This window comes from Streptomyces sp. SLBN-31 (assembly GCF_006715395.1).
Classification (GTDB): Bacteria; Actinomycetota; Actinomycetes; order Streptomycetales; family Streptomycetaceae; genus Streptomyces.
In genome coordinates this window covers 757,641-775,935 of sequence record NZ_VFNC01000003.1, presented here as the reverse complement: position 1 = coordinate 775,935, position 18,295 = coordinate 757,641, and the positions used below count along the sequence as shown (strand labels likewise).

17 protein-coding genes and 1 tRNA gene are annotated in these 18,295 nt (G+C 70.3%); 13 read left to right on the top strand and 5 right to left on the bottom strand.

Annotated features, from left to right (window positions below):
- Positions 1 to 243 precede the first annotated feature (243 nt).
- The 6 genes from paaA (at position 244) to FBY22_RS41170 (ending at position 5,143) form a co-directional block, all read left to right on the top strand.
- Positions 244 to 1,239: a 1,2-phenylacetyl-CoA epoxidase subunit PaaA gene (paaA, locus tag FBY22_RS41195; protein WP_142153685.1), complete on the top strand. Its 996-nt coding sequence runs from the start codon at positions 244 to 246 to the stop codon at positions 1,237 to 1,239.
- Positions 1,236 to 1,523 (top strand): 1,2-phenylacetyl-CoA epoxidase subunit PaaB, encoded by a 288-nt coding sequence (gene paaB, locus FBY22_RS41190; protein ID WP_142153683.1) that lies wholly within the window; start codon positions 1,236 to 1,238, stop codon positions 1,521 to 1,523. Before paaA ends, paaB begins: the two co-directional genes overlap by 4 nt.
- Positions 1,520 to 2,251 (top strand): 1,2-phenylacetyl-CoA epoxidase subunit PaaC, encoded by a 732-nt coding sequence (gene paaC / locus FBY22_RS41185; RefSeq protein WP_142153681.1) that lies wholly within the window; start codon positions 1,520 to 1,522, stop codon positions 2,249 to 2,251. Before paaB ends, paaC begins: the two co-directional genes overlap by 4 nt.
- Entirely contained in the window at positions 2,245 to 2,817 is a 573-nt protein-coding gene (gene paaD / locus FBY22_RS41180) for a 1,2-phenylacetyl-CoA epoxidase subunit PaaD (RefSeq protein WP_142153679.1), read from the top strand. The genes paaC and paaD overlap by 7 nt, the downstream gene beginning before the upstream one ends.
- Positions 2,818 to 3,882, top strand: a complete 1,065-nt coding sequence (locus FBY22_RS41175) for a 2Fe-2S iron-sulfur cluster-binding protein (protein ID WP_142153677.1) — start codon at positions 2,818 to 2,820, stop codon at positions 3,880 to 3,882. It abuts the gene before it with no gap.
- A 127-nt stretch (positions 3,883 to 4,009) separates the two neighbouring features.
- Entirely contained in the window at positions 4,010 to 5,143 is a 1,134-nt protein-coding gene (locus tag FBY22_RS41170) for an acyl-CoA dehydrogenase family protein (RefSeq protein ID WP_142153674.1), read from the top strand.
- Between the two features lie 16 nt (positions 5,144 to 5,159).
- On the opposite strand, the gene FBY22_RS41165 is transcribed toward FBY22_RS41170, so the two are convergent.
- The 4 genes from FBY22_RS41165 to FBY22_RS41150 form a co-directional block, all read right to left on the bottom strand.
- The gene (locus tag FBY22_RS41165; RefSeq protein WP_142154652.1) at positions 5,160 to 5,489 is read right to left on the bottom strand and encodes a rhodanese-like domain-containing protein; all 330 of its coding nucleotides are present in this window, start codon (positions 5,487 to 5,489) and stop codon (positions 5,160 to 5,162) included.
- Between the two features lie 84 nt (positions 5,490 to 5,573).
- Complete coding sequence (locus FBY22_RS41160; protein ID WP_142153672.1) at positions 5,574 to 6,419, bottom strand: J domain-containing protein; 846 nt, start codon at positions 6,417 to 6,419, stop codon at positions 5,574 to 5,576.
- Between the two features lie 56 nt (positions 6,420 to 6,475).
- Positions 6,476 to 7,888, bottom strand: a complete 1,413-nt coding sequence (locus FBY22_RS41155) for a DUF2252 domain-containing protein (RefSeq protein ID WP_142153670.1) — start codon at positions 7,886 to 7,888, stop codon at positions 6,476 to 6,478.
- A gap of 244 nt (positions 7,889 to 8,132) precedes the next feature.
- Positions 8,133 to 8,219, bottom strand: a tRNA-Leu gene (locus FBY22_RS41150).
- Positions 8,220 to 8,719: 500 nt separating this feature from the next.
- Here FBY22_RS41150 and FBY22_RS41145 point away from each other — a divergent pair.
- The 7 genes from FBY22_RS41145 (at position 8,720) to FBY22_RS41110 (ending at position 17,482) form a co-directional block, all read left to right on the top strand.
- Positions 8,720 to 9,574 carry a DUF3662 and FHA domain-containing protein gene (locus tag FBY22_RS41145; RefSeq protein WP_142153669.1) on the top strand — a complete coding sequence of 285 codons (855 nt, stop codon included), beginning with the start codon at positions 8,720 to 8,722 and terminating at the stop codon, positions 9,572 to 9,574.
- A 10-nt stretch (positions 9,575 to 9,584) separates the two neighbouring features.
- On the top strand, positions 9,585 to 10,106 hold the full coding sequence (locus tag FBY22_RS41140) for an FHA domain-containing protein (protein ID WP_058924273.1): 522 nt from the start codon (positions 9,585 to 9,587) through the stop codon (positions 10,104 to 10,106).
- A 90-nt stretch (positions 10,107 to 10,196) separates the two neighbouring features.
- Positions 10,197 to 11,786 carry a Stp1/IreP family PP2C-type Ser/Thr phosphatase gene (locus tag FBY22_RS41135; RefSeq protein WP_142154650.1) on the top strand — a complete coding sequence of 530 codons (1,590 nt, stop codon included), beginning with the start codon at positions 10,197 to 10,199 and terminating at the stop codon, positions 11,784 to 11,786.
- A gap of 27 nt (positions 11,787 to 11,813) precedes the next feature.
- A complete protein-coding gene (locus FBY22_RS41130) occupies positions 11,814 to 13,256 on the top strand; it encodes an FtsW/RodA/SpoVE family cell cycle protein (protein ID WP_142153667.1) in 1,443 nt (480 codons plus the stop codon).
- Positions 13,253 to 14,740: a penicillin-binding protein 2 gene (locus FBY22_RS41125; protein WP_142153666.1), complete on the top strand. Its 1,488-nt coding sequence runs from the start codon at positions 13,253 to 13,255 to the stop codon at positions 14,738 to 14,740. Before FBY22_RS41130 ends, FBY22_RS41125 begins: the two co-directional genes overlap by 4 nt.
- A 168-nt stretch (positions 14,741 to 14,908) precedes the next feature.
- Positions 14,909 to 16,891: a Stk1 family PASTA domain-containing Ser/Thr kinase gene (gene pknB / locus FBY22_RS41115; RefSeq protein WP_142153662.1), complete on the top strand. Its 1,983-nt coding sequence runs from the start codon at positions 14,909 to 14,911 to the stop codon at positions 16,889 to 16,891.
- A 132-nt stretch (positions 16,892 to 17,023) separates the two neighbouring features.
- Entirely contained in the window at positions 17,024 to 17,482 is a 459-nt protein-coding gene (locus FBY22_RS41110) for a hypothetical protein (protein WP_142153661.1), read from the top strand.
- Between the two features lie 55 nt (positions 17,483 to 17,537).
- On the opposite strand, the gene FBY22_RS41105 is transcribed toward FBY22_RS41110, so the two are convergent.
- On the bottom strand, positions 17,538 to 18,290 hold the full coding sequence (locus FBY22_RS41105; protein ID WP_174267425.1) for a class E sortase: 753 nt from the start codon (positions 18,288 to 18,290) through the stop codon (positions 17,538 to 17,540).
- Positions 18,291 to 18,295: the final 5 nt, after the last annotated feature.

The following is an 18,295-nucleotide window of genomic DNA, read 5'->3' as shown; positions in this document are numbered from 1 at the left end:
GCGCCGAGTCGCCCGCATGTGCCGCTCCACCGCAGTCGCACGGAACGGTACTCAGACCCGCATGCGACGCACAGCCCCCACCCGCCCCATTCCCATGCTCCGCAGGGGCGTGGTCCACAGGGCACGGCCGCGGGTTATCCACAGCGGTTGACACCTTACGGCGCCCGACCCACCATGGAATCGCACGGACCGAACGATCGGTCGGTAGACAGTTCCGGGCAGAGCCCAGGTCGAGGGGGCCACATGGCGACAGCAGCCGCGCACCAGACGTACGGCGCCGAGAAGGCGGGCGCCGACACCACCGCGTACGAGCGCGCCTTCGACGCCGCCGTGGCCGCCGACGAGCGCATCGAACCGCGGGACTGGATGCCGGACGCCTACCGCGCGACGCTGGTGCGGCAGATGGCCCAGCACGCCCACTCCGAGATCATCGGCATGCAGCCGGAGGCCAACTGGATCACCCGCGCCCCCTCGCTGCGCCGCAAGGCCATCCTGATGGCCAAGGTCCAGGACGAGGCGGGGCACGGCCTGTATCTGTACAGCGCGGCCGAAACGCTGGGCACCAGCCGCGAAGAGCTGCTCGACAAGCTCCACGCCGGCCGCCAGAAGTACTCCTCGATCTTCAACTACCCGACCCTGACCTGGGCGGACGTCGGCGCGATCGGCTGGCTGGTGGACGGCGCAGCGATCACCAACCAGGTGCCGCTGTGCCGCTGCTCCTACGGCCCGTACGCGCGCGCGATGATCCGCATCTGCAAGGAGGAGTCCTTCCACCAGCGCCAGGGCTACGAGCTGCTGCTCGCCCTGAGCCGTGGCACCGCGGAGCAGCACGCGATGGCGCAGGACGCCGTCGACCGCTGGTGGTGGCCGTCGCTGATGATGTTCGGCCCGCCCGACGACGAGTCGGCGCACTCCGCACAGTCGATGACGTGGAAGATCAAGCGGCACTCGAACGACGAGCTGCGCCAGCGCTTCGTCGACATCTGCGTCCCCCAGGCCGAGTCACTGGGTCTCACCCTCCCCGACCCCGACCTGAAGTGGAACGAGGAGCGGCAGCACTACGACTTCGGCCCGATCGACTGGACGGAGTTCAAGGAAGTCCTCAAGGGCAACGGACCGTGCAACGAACAGCGGCTCACCCAGCGCAGGCGGGCCCACGAAGAGGGCGCGTGGGTGCGGGAGGCGGCCGCCGCCTACGCGGCCAAGCACAACGACATCACGGGAGCGATGCAGGCATGACGAACACCGACTGGCCCCTGTGGGAGGTCTTCGTGCGCTCGCGCCGGGGCCTCGCCCACACCCACGCCGGCAGCCTGCACGCGCCGGACGCCGAGTTCGCCCTGCGCAACGCCCGCGACCTGTACACCCGGCGCGGCGAGGGCGTCTCCATCTGGGTCGTCCCGTCCGCGGCGATCACCGCGTCCTCACCGGACGAGAAGGACCCGTTCTTCGATCCGGCCGCCGACAAGCCGTACCGGCACCCCACGTTCTACGAGATCCCGGAAGGGGTGAAGCACCTGTGACGGCACCACGGACGACGCCCGTCCCCACGACCGCCGCCCTCGCCCTCGGCGACGACGCCCTGGTGCTCTCCCACCGCCTGGGGGAGTGGGCGGGCCACGCCCCCGTCCTGGAGGAGGAGGTCGCCCTCGCGAACATCGCGCTGGACCTGCTCGGCCAGGCCCGCGTGCTGCTGTCCATGGTCGGCGACGAGGACGAGCTGGCGTACCTGCGCGAGGAACGGTCCTTCCGCAACCTCCAGCTGGTCGAGCAGCCCAACGGCGACTTCGCCCACACCATCGCCCGCCAGCTCTACTTCTCCACCTACCAGCACCTGCTGTACACCGAACTGGCCGCCGGTGACGGCCTATTCGCCGGTCTCGCCACCAAGGCCGTCAAGGAGGTCGCCTATCACCGCGACCACGCCGAGCAGTGGACCCTGCGGATCGGCGACGGCACCGAGTCCAGTCGCGAGCGGATGCTGCGGGCGACGGCGGCCCTGTGGCGGTTCACCGGCGAGATGTTCCAGCCGGTGGAAGGACTGGACGTCGACCCGTCCGCGCTGGAGGCGGCCTGGCTGGACGCGGTCGGGGGCGTGCTGCGCCGGGCGACCCTCACGGTCCCCGAGGGACCCCGGTCCGGCGCCTGGACGGCCGGCGCGGGCCGGCAGGGCGTGCACACCGAACCCTTCGGCCGGATGCTCGCCGAGATGCAGTACCTGCACCGCAGCCACCCGGGGGCGTCATGGTGACGGCCACCGGGACGACGGCACTGGAGGCGGAGCTCCTGGGGATCGCCGGTTCGGTTCCCGACCCCGAACTGCCCGCGCTCACCCTGCGGGAGCTCGGCGTAGTCCGCGCGGTGCACCTGCGCGGCGCGGACTCGGTCGAGGTGGAGCTGACGCCGACGTACACCGGCTGCCCGGCGCTGGAGACCATGTCCCTGGACATAGAACGGGCGCTGCACGCGCACGGCGTGCGCGAGGTCGAGGTCCGCACGGTGCTCGTGCCCGCCTGGTCGACCGACGACATCACGGACGAAGGACGGCGCAAGCTGCGGGAGTTCGGGATCGCGCCGCCGCGCACCCGAGCGGCGGCCGGACCGGTCCCGCTGCCACTGGGCCCGACGCGGACGGCGGGCGACGGTCCGCAGGCCGGCTCGGTCCCGCACCGGTCCCTCGACGCCGACCCCGTCCACTGCCCGCACTGCGGCTCCCCCGACACCGAGCTGCTCAGCCGCTTCTCCTCCACGGCGTGCAAGGCGCTGCGCCGCTGCCTCGCCTGCCGTGAACCCTTCGACCACTTCAAGGAGCTGTAGATGGCCCGCTTCCACTCGCTCCCCGTGGCTGCGGTCGAACGGCTCACCGACGACTCCGTGGCCCTCACCCTCGCCGTTCCGCCGGAACTGCGCGAGGAGTACCGGCACGCCCCGGGCCAGCACCTCGCGCTGCGCCGGAGGGTCGACGGCACGGAGATCCGGCGCACGTACTCGATCTGCTCCCCGGCACCGGCCCCCGGCGACGAGGGCCCGGCCATCCTTCGGGTCGGGGTGCGGCTGGTCGAGGGCGGGGCCTTCTCGACGTACGCGCTCAAGGAGATCGACCTCGGCGACGAGCTGGAGGTGATGACACCGGCCGGCCGCTTCACCCTCGATCCGGCGCCCGGCCTGTACGCGGCCGTCGTCGGCGGCAGCGGCATCACCCCGGTGCTGTCGATCGTCTCGACACTGCTCGCGCGCGAACCCGGGGCCCGGTTCTGCCTGATACGCAGCGACCGTACCGCCGCCTCGACGATGTTCCTGGAGGAGGTCGCCGACCTCAAGGACCGCTATCCCGACCGGCTGCAGTTGGTGACGGTGCTGTCCCGGGAGGAACAGCAGGCGGGGCTGCCGTCCGGCCGGCTCGACCAGGAGCGGCTGACCGGACTGCTCCCGGCGCTGCTGCCGGTGGGTCAGGTGGCGGGGTGGTTCCTGTGCGGGCCGTTCGGGCTGGTGCAGGGGGCGGAGCGGACGCTGCGCGCGCTCGGCGTCCCGCGCGCCCGCATCCACGAGGAGATCTTCCACGTGGACAGCGCCGCCCCGGCCGCCACCCCCGTCTCCGCCCCGGTCCACAGCTCGGTCACCGCGCGCCTCGACGGCCGCGGCGGCACCTGGCCCGTCCGCGACGGCGAGTCCCTGCTGGAGACGGTCCTGCGCAACCGTCCCGACGCGCCCTACGCCTGCAAGGGCGGGGTGTGCGGGACGTGCCGGGCGTTCCTGGTCTCCGGCGAGGTGCGCATGGACCGCAACTTCGCGCTGGAGAAGGAGGAGACCGAGGCGGGCTACGTGCTGGCCTGCCAGTCGCATCCGGTGACGGAGAAGGTGGAGCTGGACTTCGACAGGTGAACGCCGGCGCCGCGCCCTCCTGAACACCGTCGGCCCGCTCGTGGCCGACGGGCCCGTTCCCTTCTCCTAGAACCTGTTCTATCTTGACGGTCCGTCAGATCAGCGGACCCTCCGGAGGGACAGGACCGTGGACTTCACCTTCACCGAGGAGCAGCAGGCGGCGGCCGAGGCGGCGCGCGGAGTGTTCGCCGGGGTGGCGCCGGACACGGTGCCCTCTCCCTCGCTCGTCGCGGGCGCCGTCGCCGACGACTTGGACCGGGCGCTGTGGGCGAAGCTCGCCGAGGCGGACCTGCTGAGCCTGCTCCTCGACCCGCGATACGGCGGGGCGGGCCTGGACGCGATCGCGCTGTGCCTGGTGCTGCGGGAGTCGGCGAGGAAGCTGGCCCGGGTGCCGCTGCTGGAGAGCAGCGCCGCCTCCGCTGCCGTACAGGCCTACGGCAGTGAGGAGTTGAGGTCGGCGCTGCTGCCGGGGGCGGCCCGTGGGGAGCTGGTGCTGACCGTCGCCGCACACGGCCGCACCGGGCACGACCCGGCCGAACTCGCCGTGAGCGCACGGCAGGACGGCGACGGCTGGCTTCTGGACGGTGTGCAGACCGCGGTGCCCTGGGCGCACAACGCCGACTTCGTGCTGTTGCCCGCCCGCACCGCCACGGACCGGACGCTGCTCGCCGTGGTGCCGCCCGGCCACGAGGGGGTCGCACTCGCCGAGCAGGTCTCCACGTCCGGCGAGCGGCTCGGCGAACTGCGCCTGGACTCCGTGCGCGTTCCGGCCCGCGACGTCATGGACGCCGACGGCGCCTGGGAGTGGCTGCGTGATCTGCTGACCACCGGGACCTGCGCCCTGGCTCTCGGGCTGGGCGAGCGCGTCCTCGCGATGACCAGCGAATACGCGGGCAAGCGGGAGCAGTTCGGGCACCCGATCGCCACGTTCCAGGCGGTGGCCGTGCAGGCCGCCGACCGCTACATCGACCTGCGGGCCATGGAGGCCACGCTCTGGCAGGCGGCCTGGCGGATCGCCTCCGGCGCGTCCGGTGCGCTGCCCGCCTCCGGGGACGTGGCCGTCGCCAAGATCTGGGCGTCGGAAGGGGTGCGCCGGGTCGTGCAGACGGCGCAGCATCTGCACGGCGGCTTCGGCGCGGACGTGGAGTACCCGCTGCACCGGTACCACGCCTGGGCCAAGCACCTGGAGCTGTCGCTCGGCCCGGCGGCGGCGCACGAGGAGGCCCTCGGCGACCTGCTGGCGGCACACCCGCTGGGCTGAGCGCCCGCCGCGCCTCCTACAGCACGAACCCGGGCGTGCCCTCGTCCGTCACGACGGGCCGGCCGGCGGCCGCCCACACCTGCATGCCGCCGTCGACGTTCACCGCGTCGATGCCCTGCTGGACCAGGTACATGGTGACCTGGGCCGAGCGGCCGCCGGAGCGGCAGATCACGTTGACGCGCCCGTCCTGCGGCGCGGCCTCGGTGAGCTCGCCGTAACGGGCCACGAACTCGCTGATGGGGATGTGCAGCGCGCCTTCGGCGTGACCCGCCTTCCACTCGTCGTCCTCGCGGACGTCCAGCAGGAAGTCGCCGTCCTTCAGGTCACCGACCTCGACGGTGGGCACACCAGCTCCGAAACTCATGCCCCCGACGCTACCCGACGCCACCGGACACGAAAGTGACCGACCGACCGGCGGGGACCGGCCCGGCTAGCCGCCCAGCAGTTCCGCCAGCTCGCGCTCCCGCTGGGCCACGTCCGCCAGCAGCTGCTCGGCGATCTCCTCGAGGAGGCGGTCGGGGTCGTCGGGGGCCAGCCGGAGCATCGAGCCGATCGCGCCCTCCTCCAGCTCCTTGGCGACCAGCGAGAGCAGCTCCTTGCGCTGGGCCAGCCATTCGAGGCGGGCGTAGAGCTCCTCGCTGCGGCTCGGGCCGCGCTCGGCCGGCGCCGGGCCTTTGGCCCACTCCTCGGCCAGTTCCCGCAGCAGCGTCTCGTCACCGCGGGCGTAGGCGGCGTTGACCCGGGTGATGAACTCCTCACGCCGCTGCCGTTCGGTGTCGTCCGGCGCCAGGTCGGGGTGCGCCTTGCGGGCCAGTTCGCGGTAGAGCTTGCGGGCCTCGTCGCTCGGGCGGACCCGCTGCGGGGGACGCACCGGCTGGTCGGTGAGCATCGCGGCCGCCTCCGGGAACAGCCCCTCGCCGTCCATCCAGCCGTGGAACAGCTCCTCGACCCCCGGCATGGGCATGACCCGCGCCCGGGCCTCGTCCGCGCGGCGCCGGTCCTCCGGGTCGCCGGACCGCTCGGCCCTGGCCTCGGCGATCTGGGCGTCCAGCTCGTCCAGGCGGGCGTACATCGGGCCGAGCTTCTGGTGGTGCAGCCGGGAGAAGTTCTCGACCTCCACCCGGAAGGTCTCCACCGCGATCTCGTACTCGATCAGCGCCTGCTCGGCGGCGCGCACGGCCCGCTCCAGGCGCTCCTCGGGGCGCGGCGCACCGTCCTCGGGCGTCGCCTGCGCCTCGCCGGCGACCCCACCCTGCTCAGCTTCCGGGCTCGTCACCCGACCAGCCTAGGCCACGGCCGGTGCGGACCGGTCCGCCGCGACCCTTCCCGCCCTCAGACCCCCATCTCCGCCGCGACCCGCCCCGCCCGCACCGCCGCCACCAGATCCGCGTGGTCCGCCTCGGTGCGGTCGGCGTACGCGACCGCGAAGTCGGCGATGGCCTCGTCCAGTTCGTCGTTCTTGCCGCAGTAACCGGCGACCAGCCGCGGGTCGGCGCTGTGGGAATGGGCCCGGGCCAGCAGGGCTCCGGTCATGCGGCCGTAGTCGTCGATCTGGTCGGCGGCCAGAGCCGCGGGGTCGACGCTGCCCTTGCGGTTGCGGAACTGCCGTACCTGGAAGGGCCGGCCGTCCACCGACGTCCAGCCCAGCAGGATGTCGCTGACCACCTGCATCCGCTTCTGGCCGAGCACCACCCGGCGACCCTCGTGCTCGACGGCCGGCGCCTCGAAGCCGGCGGTCACCAGGTGCGGGACGAGGGCCGACGGCCGCGACTCCTTCACCTGCAGCACCAGCGGCTCGCCCCGGTGGTCCAGGAGCAGGACGACGTAGGAGCGCGTGCCCACGCTGCCCGTTCCGACGATGCGGAAGGCCACGTCGTGCACCGCGTGCCGGGCCAGCAGCGGCAGCCGGTCCTCGGAGAGCGTCCCCACGTACTGTTCGAGGGCCGCCGCGACCGCGGCCGCCTCCTCGTCGTCCACCCGCCGCAGCACCGGCGCCGCGTCCACGAAGCGGCGCCCGCCCTCCGCGGTCTCCTCCGTCGCCTTCGCCGCGAACCGCCCGCTGGTGTTGGCCCGAGCCTTCTCCGAGACCCGCTCCAGGGTGCCGAGCAGGTCATGGGCGTCGGTGTGGGAGACGAGCTCCTCGTCCGCGATCGCGTTCCACGCGTCCAGCACGGGCAGCCTGGCCAGGAGCCGCATGGTGCGGCGGTAGGCGCCGGTCGCGTCGTACGCCGCCTTGCGGCAGCAGTCCTCGTCCGCGCCGGCCTCGCGGCCCGCGAGCACCAGGGAGGCGGCGAGCCGCTTGAGGTCCCACTCCCAGGGGCCGCTGACCGTCTCGTCGAAGTCGTTCAGATCGATGACCAGACCACCGCGCGCGTCCCCGTACAGACCGAAGTTCGCGGCATGCGCGTCTCCGCAGATCTGCGCGCGGATCCTCGTCATGGGTGTACGCGCGAGGTCGTATGCCATCAGGCCCGCCGAGCCGCGCAGGAAGGCGAAGGGCGTGGCGGCCATCCGGCCCGCCCGTATCGGCGTGAGCTCGGGGATGCGGCCTCGATGCGACTCCTCGATCGCCCCCACGGCGTCCGGCCGGGAGTCGTCCAGGTCGAGCGCGGCGTGCGCACTGCGCGGAACAGCCCCGCGCAGCGCCTTGCCCTCCTGCTTGGGCGAACCCTCAGCGGGCCACTCGGCGAAGCCGCGCACCCGGGGCAACCGGCGCACGTCCGTCCCCGCAACACCTTCAGTCACACCGACCGCCTCCCCCGCACATCCGCGCACGCGCGCCCACGAACATCAACTCGTGGAGACCGTACAGCCGGTGGCCGAAACGCGTCAGACCCCTGTGGACAACTCTCACCCTGTGGAAAACTCCGGCCGCCGACCCCGGACCGGACCCGAGTCACATCCGTGTGATTGTCCTCACCAGGTAATACGGCTCACACGCCTCAGACAACGCGGAAGCCCCCAGGTCCGAGACCTGGGGGCTTCCGGCTGGTGCGCGAGGGGGGAGTTGAACCCCCACGCCCTTGCGGGCACTGGAACCTGAATCCAGCGCGTCTGCCTATTCCGCCACCCGCGCATTGGGTGTGTCCTCCGGCTCCTTCCCCTGCGGGGTTGGCGCCTTCCGACACGCAGAACATTAGCACGCTGGCGGGGGTGGGTTCACGTCCCTTACCCCGGGGCAGCCGCCGACCAGGGAGCTCTCCCGATCCGGCCGCGCCCCGGTCGATCATCGGAGCGCTCCGCTCCGTATCAAGGAGTACCGGTTCTCGTATCAACCTCGTACCGGTACGGCCCGTCTCCACAGGAGCCGGACCGGGTCCACAGTCAGGTGCGGGACACTTGTCTGCGGCCACCTCTACGATCCTGGGCAGAAGGAGTTCGAGGGACGAGTTCGAAGGGGAGCTTCGGAGGGAACCTCCGGAGGGAACCTCGACAGGCGTCGACACCCGTCGACGGGGCCGACAGGGGGAACCAGCCGATTACCCGGCGCGTGGATACGATCAGTAAGCAGTACCAGGCAGTGCAGTACCCGCGAGGCGGGGCGCAGGACGACAGAGACTACGGAGGAGGTGCCCCATGGGAGTCCTGAAGAAGTTCGAGCAGCGTCTCGAAGGTCTGGTCAACGGCACCTTCGCCAAGGTGTTCAAGTCCGAGGTCCAGCCCGTGGAGATCGCCGGCGCGCTGCAGCGCGAGTGCGACAACAACGCGACGATCTGGAACCGCGACCGGACCGTCGTACCCAACGACTTCATCGTGGAGCTGAGCACGCCGGACTTCGAGCGGCTCAGCCCCTACTCCGGCCAGCTCGGTGACGAGCTCGCCGGCATGGTGCGCGACTACGCCAAGCAGCAGCGCTACACCTTCATGGGCCCCATCAAGGTCCACCTGGAGAAGGCCGACGACCTCGACACCGGCCTGTACCGGGTGCGCAGCCGTACGCTCGCCTCCTCCACCAACCAGCAGGCCCCCGGAGCCCCGGCCCCGGCGGCTCCCGCGGCCCCGGCCGCGGGCCGTCCCGGCGGTTACGGCTACCCGCCGGCCGCCGCCCCGGCGGGGGCCCCGCCCATGCCGGCCGCACCGCCGCCCGGCGGCCGCGGCGGCAGCGCGCCCTACCTTCAGCGTCCCCCGGCGGCCCCGGCGGCCGGCGGGCGCACCCGCTACTGGATCGAGATCAACGGCGCCCGCCATCAGATCTCCCGCCCGACTCTGGTGCTGGGCCGCAGCACCGAAGCCGACGTGCGGATCGACGACCCCGGCGTCTCGCGCCGGCACTGTGAGATCCGGACCGGAACGCCCTCGACGATCCAGGATCTCGGGTCCACCAACGGCATCGTGGTGGACGGGCAGCACACCACCCGCGCTACGCTCCGCGACGGCTCGCGGATCGTCGTGGGCAGCACCACCATCATTTACCGGCAAGCCGAAGGGTGAAGCGGGGGCAATGTCAGAGCTGACCCTCACGGTCATGCGGCTGGGTTTCCTGGCCGTACTGTGGCTGTTCGTGATCGTGGCCGTGCAGGTCATCCGCAGCGACCTGTTCGGTACGCGCGTCACCCAGCGCGGCTCGCGACGGGAGGCCAACCGGCCCCAGCAGGCCGCCCGACAGCAGCAGCAGGCGGCACCGCCGCCGCAGCGCCAGCAGGGCGGCGGCGGCCGTCAGCGCCGCAACGCCCCCACCAAGCTCGTCGTGAGCGAGGGCACCCTCACCGGCACCACCGTCGCGCTGCAGGGCCAGACCATCACCCTGGGCCGGGCGCACGACAGCACGATCGTGCTGGACGACGACTACGCCTCCAGCCGCCATGCCAGGATCTACCCGGACCGCGACGGCAACTGGATCGTCGAGGACCTGGGCTCCACCAACGGCACGTACCTCGACCGGAGCCGGCTGACGACCCCCACGCCGATTCCGCTGGGCGCGCCGATCCGCATCGGCAAGACAGTCATCGAGCTGCGGAAGTAGTACGACAATGAGCGAGCGGAGCGAGCACGCAGCGGCGGCCCCCACGACGGGCCCCGGCGCGCTCCCGACCGGAGGGTGGGCACCGTGCGGATGTACCCGGAGCCGACGGGCGAGGTGCGCATGAGTCTGTCACTGCGCTTCGCCGCCGGATCGCACAAAGGCATGATCCGGGAGGGCAACGAGGACTCCGGATACGCCGGCCCGCGTCTGCTCGCGATCGCCGACGGCATGGGCGGCGCCGCCGCCGGCGAGGTCGCCTCCTCGGAGGCCATCTCCACCATCGTCGCCCTCGACGACGACGTGCCCGGCTCCGACATCCTCACCTCCCTCGGCGCGGCCGTGCAGCGCGCCAACGACCAGCTGCGCTCGATGGTCGAGGAGGACCCGCAGCTGGAGGGCATGGGCACCACGCTCACCGCCCTGCTGTGGACGGGCCAGCGGCTCGGCCTCGTGCACGTCGGCGACTCGCGCGCGTACCTGCTGCGCGACGGCGTCCTCACTCAGATCACGCAGGACCACACCTGGGTGCAGCGGCTGGTCGACGAGGGCCGCATCACCGAGGAAGAGGCCACCACCCACCCCCAACGCTCCCTGCTGATGCGGGCGTTGGGCAGCGGCGAGCACGTCGAGCCGGACCTGTCGATCCGTGAGGTCCGGGCCGGCGACCGCTACCTGATCTGTTCCGACGGCCTCTCCGGCGTCGTCTCGCACCAGACCCTCGAGGACACCCTGGCCAGCTACCAGGGCCCCCAGGAGACCGTCCAGGAGCTCATCCAGCTCGCGCTGCGCGGCGGCGGTCCCGACAACATCACGGTCATCATCGCCGACGTCCTCGACCTGGACACCGGTGACACCCTCGCCGGGCAGCTCTCCGACACCCCGGTCGTGGTCGGCGCCGTCGCCGAGAACCAGAACCACCTCCACCACGACCCCGGGATCATGCAGACGCCCGCGGGCCGCGCCTCCGGCCTCGGCCGCCAGGTGCCCGGACAGGGCGGCGGAGGCGGCGAGTTCGGGCCGCCCGGCTCCGGCGACACCACCGGCTACATCCCGGCGGGCAGCTTCGGCGACTACACCGACGACGACTTCGTCAAGCCCCGCAAGGGCCGCAGGTGGCTGAAGCGATCCTTCTACAGCGTGCTCGCGCTCGCCGTCATCGGCGGCGGTCTGTACGGCGGCTACCGCTGGACGCAGACCCAGTACTACGTCGGCACCAACGGCGAGCACGTCGCGCTGTACCGGGGCATCAGCCAGGACCTGGCCTGGGTCTCCCTGTCGAAGGTGGAGAAGGACCACCCCGAGATCGAACTCAAGTACCTGCCGCCGTACCAGCAGAAGCAGGTCAAGAACACGATCGCCGAGGGCGGCCTGACGGACGCCCGGAAGAAGGTCGACGAGCTCGCCGTACAGGCCTCCGCGTGCAAGAAGCAGGCCGCGCAGGAGACGGCGGAGAGCCAGAAGAACTCCAAGACCGGAGAAGGCCAGGCGGGCGGCACCACGGGAACCAGCAGCACCTCCCTCACGTCCAAGGCCACGTCGTCACCGACGCCGTCGTCGACGGCGTCGCCGAAGTCGAAGTCCCCGAGCCCGACCCCGTCCGCGACCACCGCCACTCCCAGCCCCGGCCCCAGCCTCTCGGAGGAAGAGCAGAAGGTCGTCTCGATGTGCGGTAAGCAGTAGGCAAGCCGTGAGAGGCCCTGTCACACGATGAGCAGTACTACCAACACACCGACGCACCACACGTCCACGATCGGCGCGATCGGCGCACCGAGCAGACGGAACACCGAGCTTGCGATGCTGGTGTTCGCCGTCGTCATCCCCGTGTTCGCCTACGCCAACGTGGGCCTCGCCATTGACGACAAGGTGCCCGCGGGCCTGCTCAGCTACGGCCTCGGGCTCGGACTGCTCGCGGCCATCGGCCATCTCGCGGTACGGAAGTTCGCCCCGTACGCGGACCCGCTGCTGCTGCCGCTGGCCACACTGCTCAACGGTCTCGGACTCGTCGTCATCTGGCGGCTCGACCAGTCCAAGCTGCTGCAGTCGCTGCCGAACTACTTCACGGCCGCGCCGCGCCAGCTGCTCTACACCGCGCTGGGCATCGGCCTGTTCGTGGTCGTGCTGATCTTCCTCAAGGACCACCGCGTCCTGCAGCGCTACACGTACATCTCGATGTTCGGTGCGCTGGTGCTGCTCATCCTGCCGCTGGTGCCGGGCCTGGGCGCCAACATCTACGGCGCCAAGATCTGGATCCGGGTCCCGGGCCTGGGCTCCCTGCAGCCCGGTGAGTTCGCGAAGATCGCCCTGGCGATCTTCTTCGCGGGCTACCTGATGGTCAAACGCGACGCCCTCGCGCTCGCCAGCCGCCGCTTCATGGGCCTGTACCTGCCGCGCGGCCGCGACCTCGGCCCGATCCTGGTCGTCTGGGCGCTGTCGATCCTCATCCTGGTCTTCGAGACCGACCTCGGTACCTCGCTGCTGTTCTTCGGCATGTTCGTCGTCATGCTGTACGTCGCCACCGAGCGGACCAGCTGGATCGTCTTCGGTCTGCTGATGTCCGCGGCCGGCGCCGTCGGCGTGGCCAGTTTCGAACCGCACGTCCAGCAGCGTGTCCAGGCCTGGCTCGACCCGATGAAGGAGTACAAGCTCAGCCAGGCCGGCGTGGCCGGCCACTCCGAGCAGTCAATGCAGGCGCTGTGGGCCTTCGGCTCAGGCGGCACCCTCGGCTCCGGCCTCGGCCAGGGCCACTCCGACCTCATCCGGTTCGCCGCCAACTCCGACTTCATCCTCGCCACCTTCGGCGAGGAGCTCGGCCTGGCGGGCATCATGGCGATCCTGCTCATCTACGGCCTGATCGTGGAGCGCGGCGTGCGCACCGCCCTCGCCGCCCGCGACCCCTTCGGCAAGCTCCTCGCGGTGGGCCTGTCCGGCGCCTTCGCCCTCCAGGTCTTCGTCGTGGCCGGCGGTGTCATGGGCCTCATCCCGCTGACCGGTATGACCATGCCGTTCCTGGCCTACGGCGGCTCCTCTGTGCTCGCCAACTGGGCCCTCATCGGCATCCTGATCAGAATCAGCGACACCGCACGCCGCCCGGCGCCCACCCCCGCCATCAACCCCGACGCCGAGATGACCCAGGTGGTCCGCCCGTCATGAACAAGCCCCTGCGCCGGATCGCGATCTTCTGCGGTCTTCTGGTCCTCGCCCTGCTGATCCGCGACAACTGGCTCCAGTACGTCAAGGCCGACAGCCTCAAGGACGACCCGAAGAACCGCCGCGTCACCATCGCCCGCTACTCCACCCCGCGCGGCGACATCATCGTCGACGGAGACCCGATCACCGGCTCCACCGAGTCCAGCAGGAGCGGCCTGAACGACCTGAAGTACAAGCGCACCTACAAGAACGGCCCCATGTGGGCGCCGGTCACCGGGTACGCCTCCCAGGCCTTCGGCGCCAACCAGCTGGAGTCGATCGAGGACGGCATCCTCACCGGCAACGACGACCGGCTGTTCTTCCGCAACACCTTCAACATGATCACGGGCAAGCAGCGGCAGGGCGGCAACGTCGTCACCACCCTCAACGCCGCCGCGCAGAAGGCCGCCTACGACGGTCTGAAGGCCCAGGGCGGCAAGGGCGCGGTCGCCGCGCTCGACCCGTCCACCGGCAAGATCCTGGCGCTGGCCTCGTACCCGTCGTACGACCCCTCGACGTTCGCGGGCAACTCGACGTCGACGGACTCCAAGGCCTGGACGGCGCTGCAGAAGAAGAACAACCCGTCCGACCCGATGCTCAACCGGGCGCTGCGCGAGACCTACCCGCCGGGCTCCACCTTCAAGGTGGTCACGGCCGCGGCCGCGCTGGAGAACGGGCTGTACTCCACGGCCGACGAGAAGACCGACTCGCCGCTGCCCTACATCATGAAGGGCACCACGACCGAGCTGAAGAACGAGGGGAACATCCCCTGCAAGGACGCGACGCTGCGGGTCGCCCTGCGCTACTCCTGCAACACCGTCTTCGGCAAGATCGGCTCCGACCTCGGCAACGACAAGATGCTCGAGGAGGCGAAGAAGTTCGGCTTCGACTCCGAGCAGTTCACGCCGGTCCGCTCCAGCGCCTCGGTCTTCTCCGACAACATGAACTCGTCGCAGACCGCGCTGTCCTCGATCGGCCAGTTCAACACGGCCGCGACCCCGCTGCAGATGGCGATGGTCGCCTCCGCGGTCGCCAACGACGGCAAGCTGATGAAGCCGTACATGGTCGACAAGCTGCAGTCCTCCAACCTGGACACGCTCTCGCAGACCGAGCCGCAGGAGATGAGCCAGCCCCTGTCGGCGAAGAACGCTCAGGTCCTGCAGTCCATGATGGAGACGGTCGTCAAGCAGGGCACGGGTACGAAGGCGCAGATCAACGGCGTCACCGTGGGCGGCAAGACCGGTACCGCCCAGCACGGTGTGGAGAACAGCGAGAACCCGTACGCCTGGTTCATCTCCTACGCCAAGCTCGGCGACGGCTCGAAGCCCGTCGCCGTGGCCGTGGTCATCGAGGACGACAAAGCCAACCGTGACGACATCTCCGGTGGCGGTCTGGCCGCCCCGATCGCGAAGAGTGTGATGGAGGCGGTCATCGGCTCCAAGAAGTGACCCCGCTCACGTCGCCTTCACATCGGTGCACGTTGCGATACCGGTCCTGTATCGGGTGACGCACTTGGCCAGGTCACACAAAGCTAGCCGGGTACGGTAGGCCCGGACGGCAGCCTCCGACCGCACACCCGTGTCGGTCGGGACCGACGGAGAGGGCTGGTAGGAAGCATGGAAGAGCCGCGTCGCCTCGGCGGCCGGTACGAGCTGGGCCAGGTGCTCGGCCGTGGTGGCATGGCGGAGGTATACCTCGCGCATGACACCCGGCTCGGCCGCACCGTGGCGGTGAAGACGCTGCGCGCCGACCTCGCGCGCGACCCGTCCTTCCAGGCCCGGTTCCGCCGGGAGGCCCAGTCGGCCGCCTCGCTCAACCATCCCGCGATCGTCGCGGTCTACGACACGGGCGAGGACTACATCGACGGGGTCTCGATCCCGTACATCGTGATGGAGTACGTCGACGGCTCCACGCTGCGCGAACTCCTGCACTCCGGTCGCAAGCTCCTGCCAGAGCGCGCGATGGAGATGACCATCGGCATCCTCCAGGGCCTGGAGTACGCCCACCGGAACGGCATCGTCCACCGCGACATCAAGCCGGCCAACGTCATGCTCACGCGCAACGGCCAGGTCAAGGTCATGGACTTCGGCATCGCCCGCGCCATGGGCGACTCCGGCATGACCATGACGCAGACCGCGGCGGTCATCGGCACGGCGCAGTACCTGTCGCCGGAGCAGGCCAAGGGCGAGCAGGTGGACGCTCGGTCCGACCTGTACTCGACGGGCTGTCTGCTGTACGAGCTGCTGACGGTCCGCCCGCCGTTCGTCGGCGACTCCCCGGTCGCGGTGGCGTACCAGCACGTCCGCGAGGAGGCGCAGCCGCCGTCCGTCTTCGACCCCGAGATCACGCCGGAGATGGATGCCATCGTCCTGAAGGCGCTGGTCAAGGACCCGAACTACCGGTACCAGTCGGCCGACGAGATGCGCGCCGACATCGAGGCCTGCCTCGACGGCCAGCCGGTCGGGGCCACCGCGGCCATGGGTTCGGTCGGCTACGGCGGCTACCCGGACGACCAGCCGACGACGGCCCTGCGCGCCGACGCGGGCGCCGGCGCCACGACGATGCTGCCGCCCATGGGAGGCCCGGACGACCAGGGCTACGGCTACGACGACCGCGTCGACCGCCGCCGCCAGAAGAAGTCCAACACCTCCACGATCCTGCTGGTCGTGGCGGGCATCCTGGTGCTGGTGGGCGCGATCCTGATCGGCAAGTGGGCGTTCGGCGGAGGGGGCGCCGGCAACGGCACCGTCCAGGTCCCCAACCTGGTGAGCCTGAAGCTGACGGACGCCGAGAAGCAGCTGACCAACAGCGACCTCAAGGTGGGCTCGGTCACCAAGAAGCCGTGCGAGGCCCAGGCCAAGGGCACGGTCTGCTCCCAGGACCCTTCGAAGGAGTCCGAGGTGAAGAAGGGAACCTCGGTCAACCTCGTGGTGTCGACGGGGGCGCCGAAGGTCCAGGTTCCGGGTGTGGTCGGTCTGAGCCTCGCCGACGCCAAGCAGAAGCTCGAAGGCGACGACTACAACTTCAGGGTCGAGACCAAGACGCGGGAGTCCTCGCAGCCGGCGAACCAGGTTCTCGAGCAGGACCCGATCGGCGGCAAGGAGGTGGAGAAGGGATCCACGATCACCCTCACCATCGCCAAGGCCCCCTCGACGGTCGCCGTCCCGGACGTCACCGGCAAGAGTTGCGACGACGCCAAGGCCGCGCTCTCGAACGTCGGTCTGAACGGCAACTGCGTCAACACGCCGACCACCGACGACAACCAGGTCGGCAAGGCCATCTCGACCAACCCGTCGAACGGCACCCCGGTCAAGAAGAACACCGCGGTGCAGATCAGCATCGGTCAGAAGCAGCAGCAGACGGCGGTCCCGAGTGTCGTCGGCCAGCGCGTCAAGGACGCCAAGAAGGCGCTGCAGCAGGCGGGCTTCAACAACATCCAGTTCGCCAACGGCAGTGACCAGAGCGACGACGCGTTCGTCATCCAGCAGGACCCGCAGGCCAACACCGGCGTCGACGACCCCGGGAACACGACGATCACCCTCGTGACCGTCGGCGGCGGAGGCAACAACGGCGGGAACAACGGCGGCATCTTCGGCTGACGTCTGCCGACCTTCGTCGAAGCCTTGGTACTCCCCGGAGTACCAAGGCTTCTTCGTCAAGGCGTTGTAGCGCTCCGCACAGCATGATCGAATGTGTGTCGACCACAGCTCCAACCCTTACGGGGGAATCCCATGCCGCTTGCGGCGACCAAGAAGCGCAAACGACACATAGCCACCTCACTCGCCTTGAGCCTGACGGCGATGGCCACCGCCACGCTCGCGGCGTCCCCGGCCCAGGCGGCCGACGTCGTCATCAAGATGTCGTGCCACGACAAGCACAACACGTTCAAGGCCTACGGAACCCTTGAGGGGAGCGGCGCTCCCACCGCGAAGTACGACGCCGCGCTCAAGGTCATCGACCTCATCGACGACACTCGCGCCCCGCAGATCAGGTTCAAGTCCGCCAACAAAGACGGATCGGTGACCAACTTCCCCTGGCACAAGGGTGCCCAGGGAAGGAGCGTCGTCAGCAGTTTCAGCGACCTCACCCTCCAGCAGCCCAAGGGCCTGAAGGTGATCTTCATCGAGGCGCGGGTGAACACATCCGACTGGGCCGAGTTCCAGTGCTCGGACTACGCCCCGAAGTCGTAACAGGAGTCGGAAATACGGCACGGGCGCCCGTTCCTCAGGAAGGGGCGCCCGGCACTCAGCGGAGTTCCTTCGGTGGGGTCCGCTTGCTGTCGACCTTCTCCACCCGGACCAGCTCGCCCCACACCACGTACCGGTAACGCGAGGTGTACACCGGGGTGCAGGTCGTCAGGGTGATGTAGTGGCCGGCCTTGTTGCGGCCGGACTCCTTCGGGATCTGGGAGAGGACCTTGACGTTGTACTTCGAGGTCTCGTCGAGGATGTCGTAGACCTTGTAGACGTACCACTTGTCCCGCGTCTCGAAGACGATCGGGTCGCCCTTGCGCAGCTTGTCGATGTTGTGGAACTTGGCGCCGTGGCCGTCCCGGTGGGCGGCGAGGGTGAAGTTGCCCTTCTTGCCCGTCATCGGGAGCGTCGCCTTGATCGGGTCCGTGTAGTAGCCGGCCACGCCCTCGTTGAGGACGTCCGTCGAGGTGCCCTTCTCGACCAGGACCTCGCCGTTCTTCATGGCGGGGACACGCAGGAAGCCGACGCCGTTCTTGGTGTCCAGGGCGCCGGGGCCGCCGGGCTCGTGGGCCCAGGTGTCGCGCACCTTGTCCGCCTGCCTGTCCGCCGCCCGGTCGGCGATGACGTTCGTCCACCACAGCGAGTAGACGACGAAGAGCCCGAGGATCAGGCCGGCGGTGATGAGGAGTTCGCCGAAGACGCTCACCGCCATGGCGATACGGCCCGGGCGCCGGCGCCGTGCCGGGGGCGCCGCGGGCGCGTCGGTGTCCTCTTGTGTGCCGTCGGTGGTCGCTGCCACGTTCATCTGTC

Excerpts from the sequence above, each read along its gene's own strand:
- FBY22_RS41110 (WP_142153661.1), top strand. The coding sequence starts at position 17,024 with ATGCCGCTTGCGGCGACCAAGAAGCGCAAACGACACATAGCCACCTCA.
- pknB (WP_142153662.1), top strand. The coding sequence starts at position 14,909 with ATGGAAGAGCCGCGTCGCCTCGGCGGCCGGTACGAGCTGGGCCAGGTG.
- FBY22_RS41140 (WP_058924273.1), top strand. The coding sequence starts at position 9,585 with ATGTCAGAGCTGACCCTCACGGTCATGCGGCTGGGTTTCCTGGCCGTA.
- FBY22_RS41130 (WP_142153667.1), top strand. The coding sequence starts at position 11,814 with ATGAGCAGTACTACCAACACACCGACGCACCACACGTCCACGATCGGC.
- FBY22_RS41135 (WP_142154650.1), top strand. The coding sequence starts at position 10,197 with ATGTACCCGGAGCCGACGGGCGAGGTGCGCATGAGTCTGTCACTGCGC.
- FBY22_RS41175 (WP_142153677.1), top strand. The coding sequence starts at position 2,818 with ATGGCCCGCTTCCACTCGCTCCCCGTGGCTGCGGTCGAACGGCTCACC.
- FBY22_RS41145 (WP_142153669.1), top strand. The coding sequence starts at position 8,720 with ATGGGAGTCCTGAAGAAGTTCGAGCAGCGTCTCGAAGGTCTGGTCAAC.
- paaA (WP_142153685.1), top strand. The coding sequence starts at position 244 with ATGGCGACAGCAGCCGCGCACCAGACGTACGGCGCCGAGAAGGCGGGC.
- paaD (WP_142153679.1), top strand. The coding sequence starts at position 2,245 with ATGGTGACGGCCACCGGGACGACGGCACTGGAGGCGGAGCTCCTGGGG.
- FBY22_RS41125 (WP_142153666.1), top strand. The coding sequence starts at position 13,253 with ATGAACAAGCCCCTGCGCCGGATCGCGATCTTCTGCGGTCTTCTGGTC.
- FBY22_RS41105 (WP_174267425.1), bottom strand. The coding sequence starts at position 18,290 with ATGAACGTGGCAGCGACCACCGACGGCACACAAGAGGACACCGACGCG.
- paaB (WP_142153683.1), top strand. The coding sequence starts at position 1,236 with ATGACGAACACCGACTGGCCCCTGTGGGAGGTCTTCGTGCGCTCGCGC.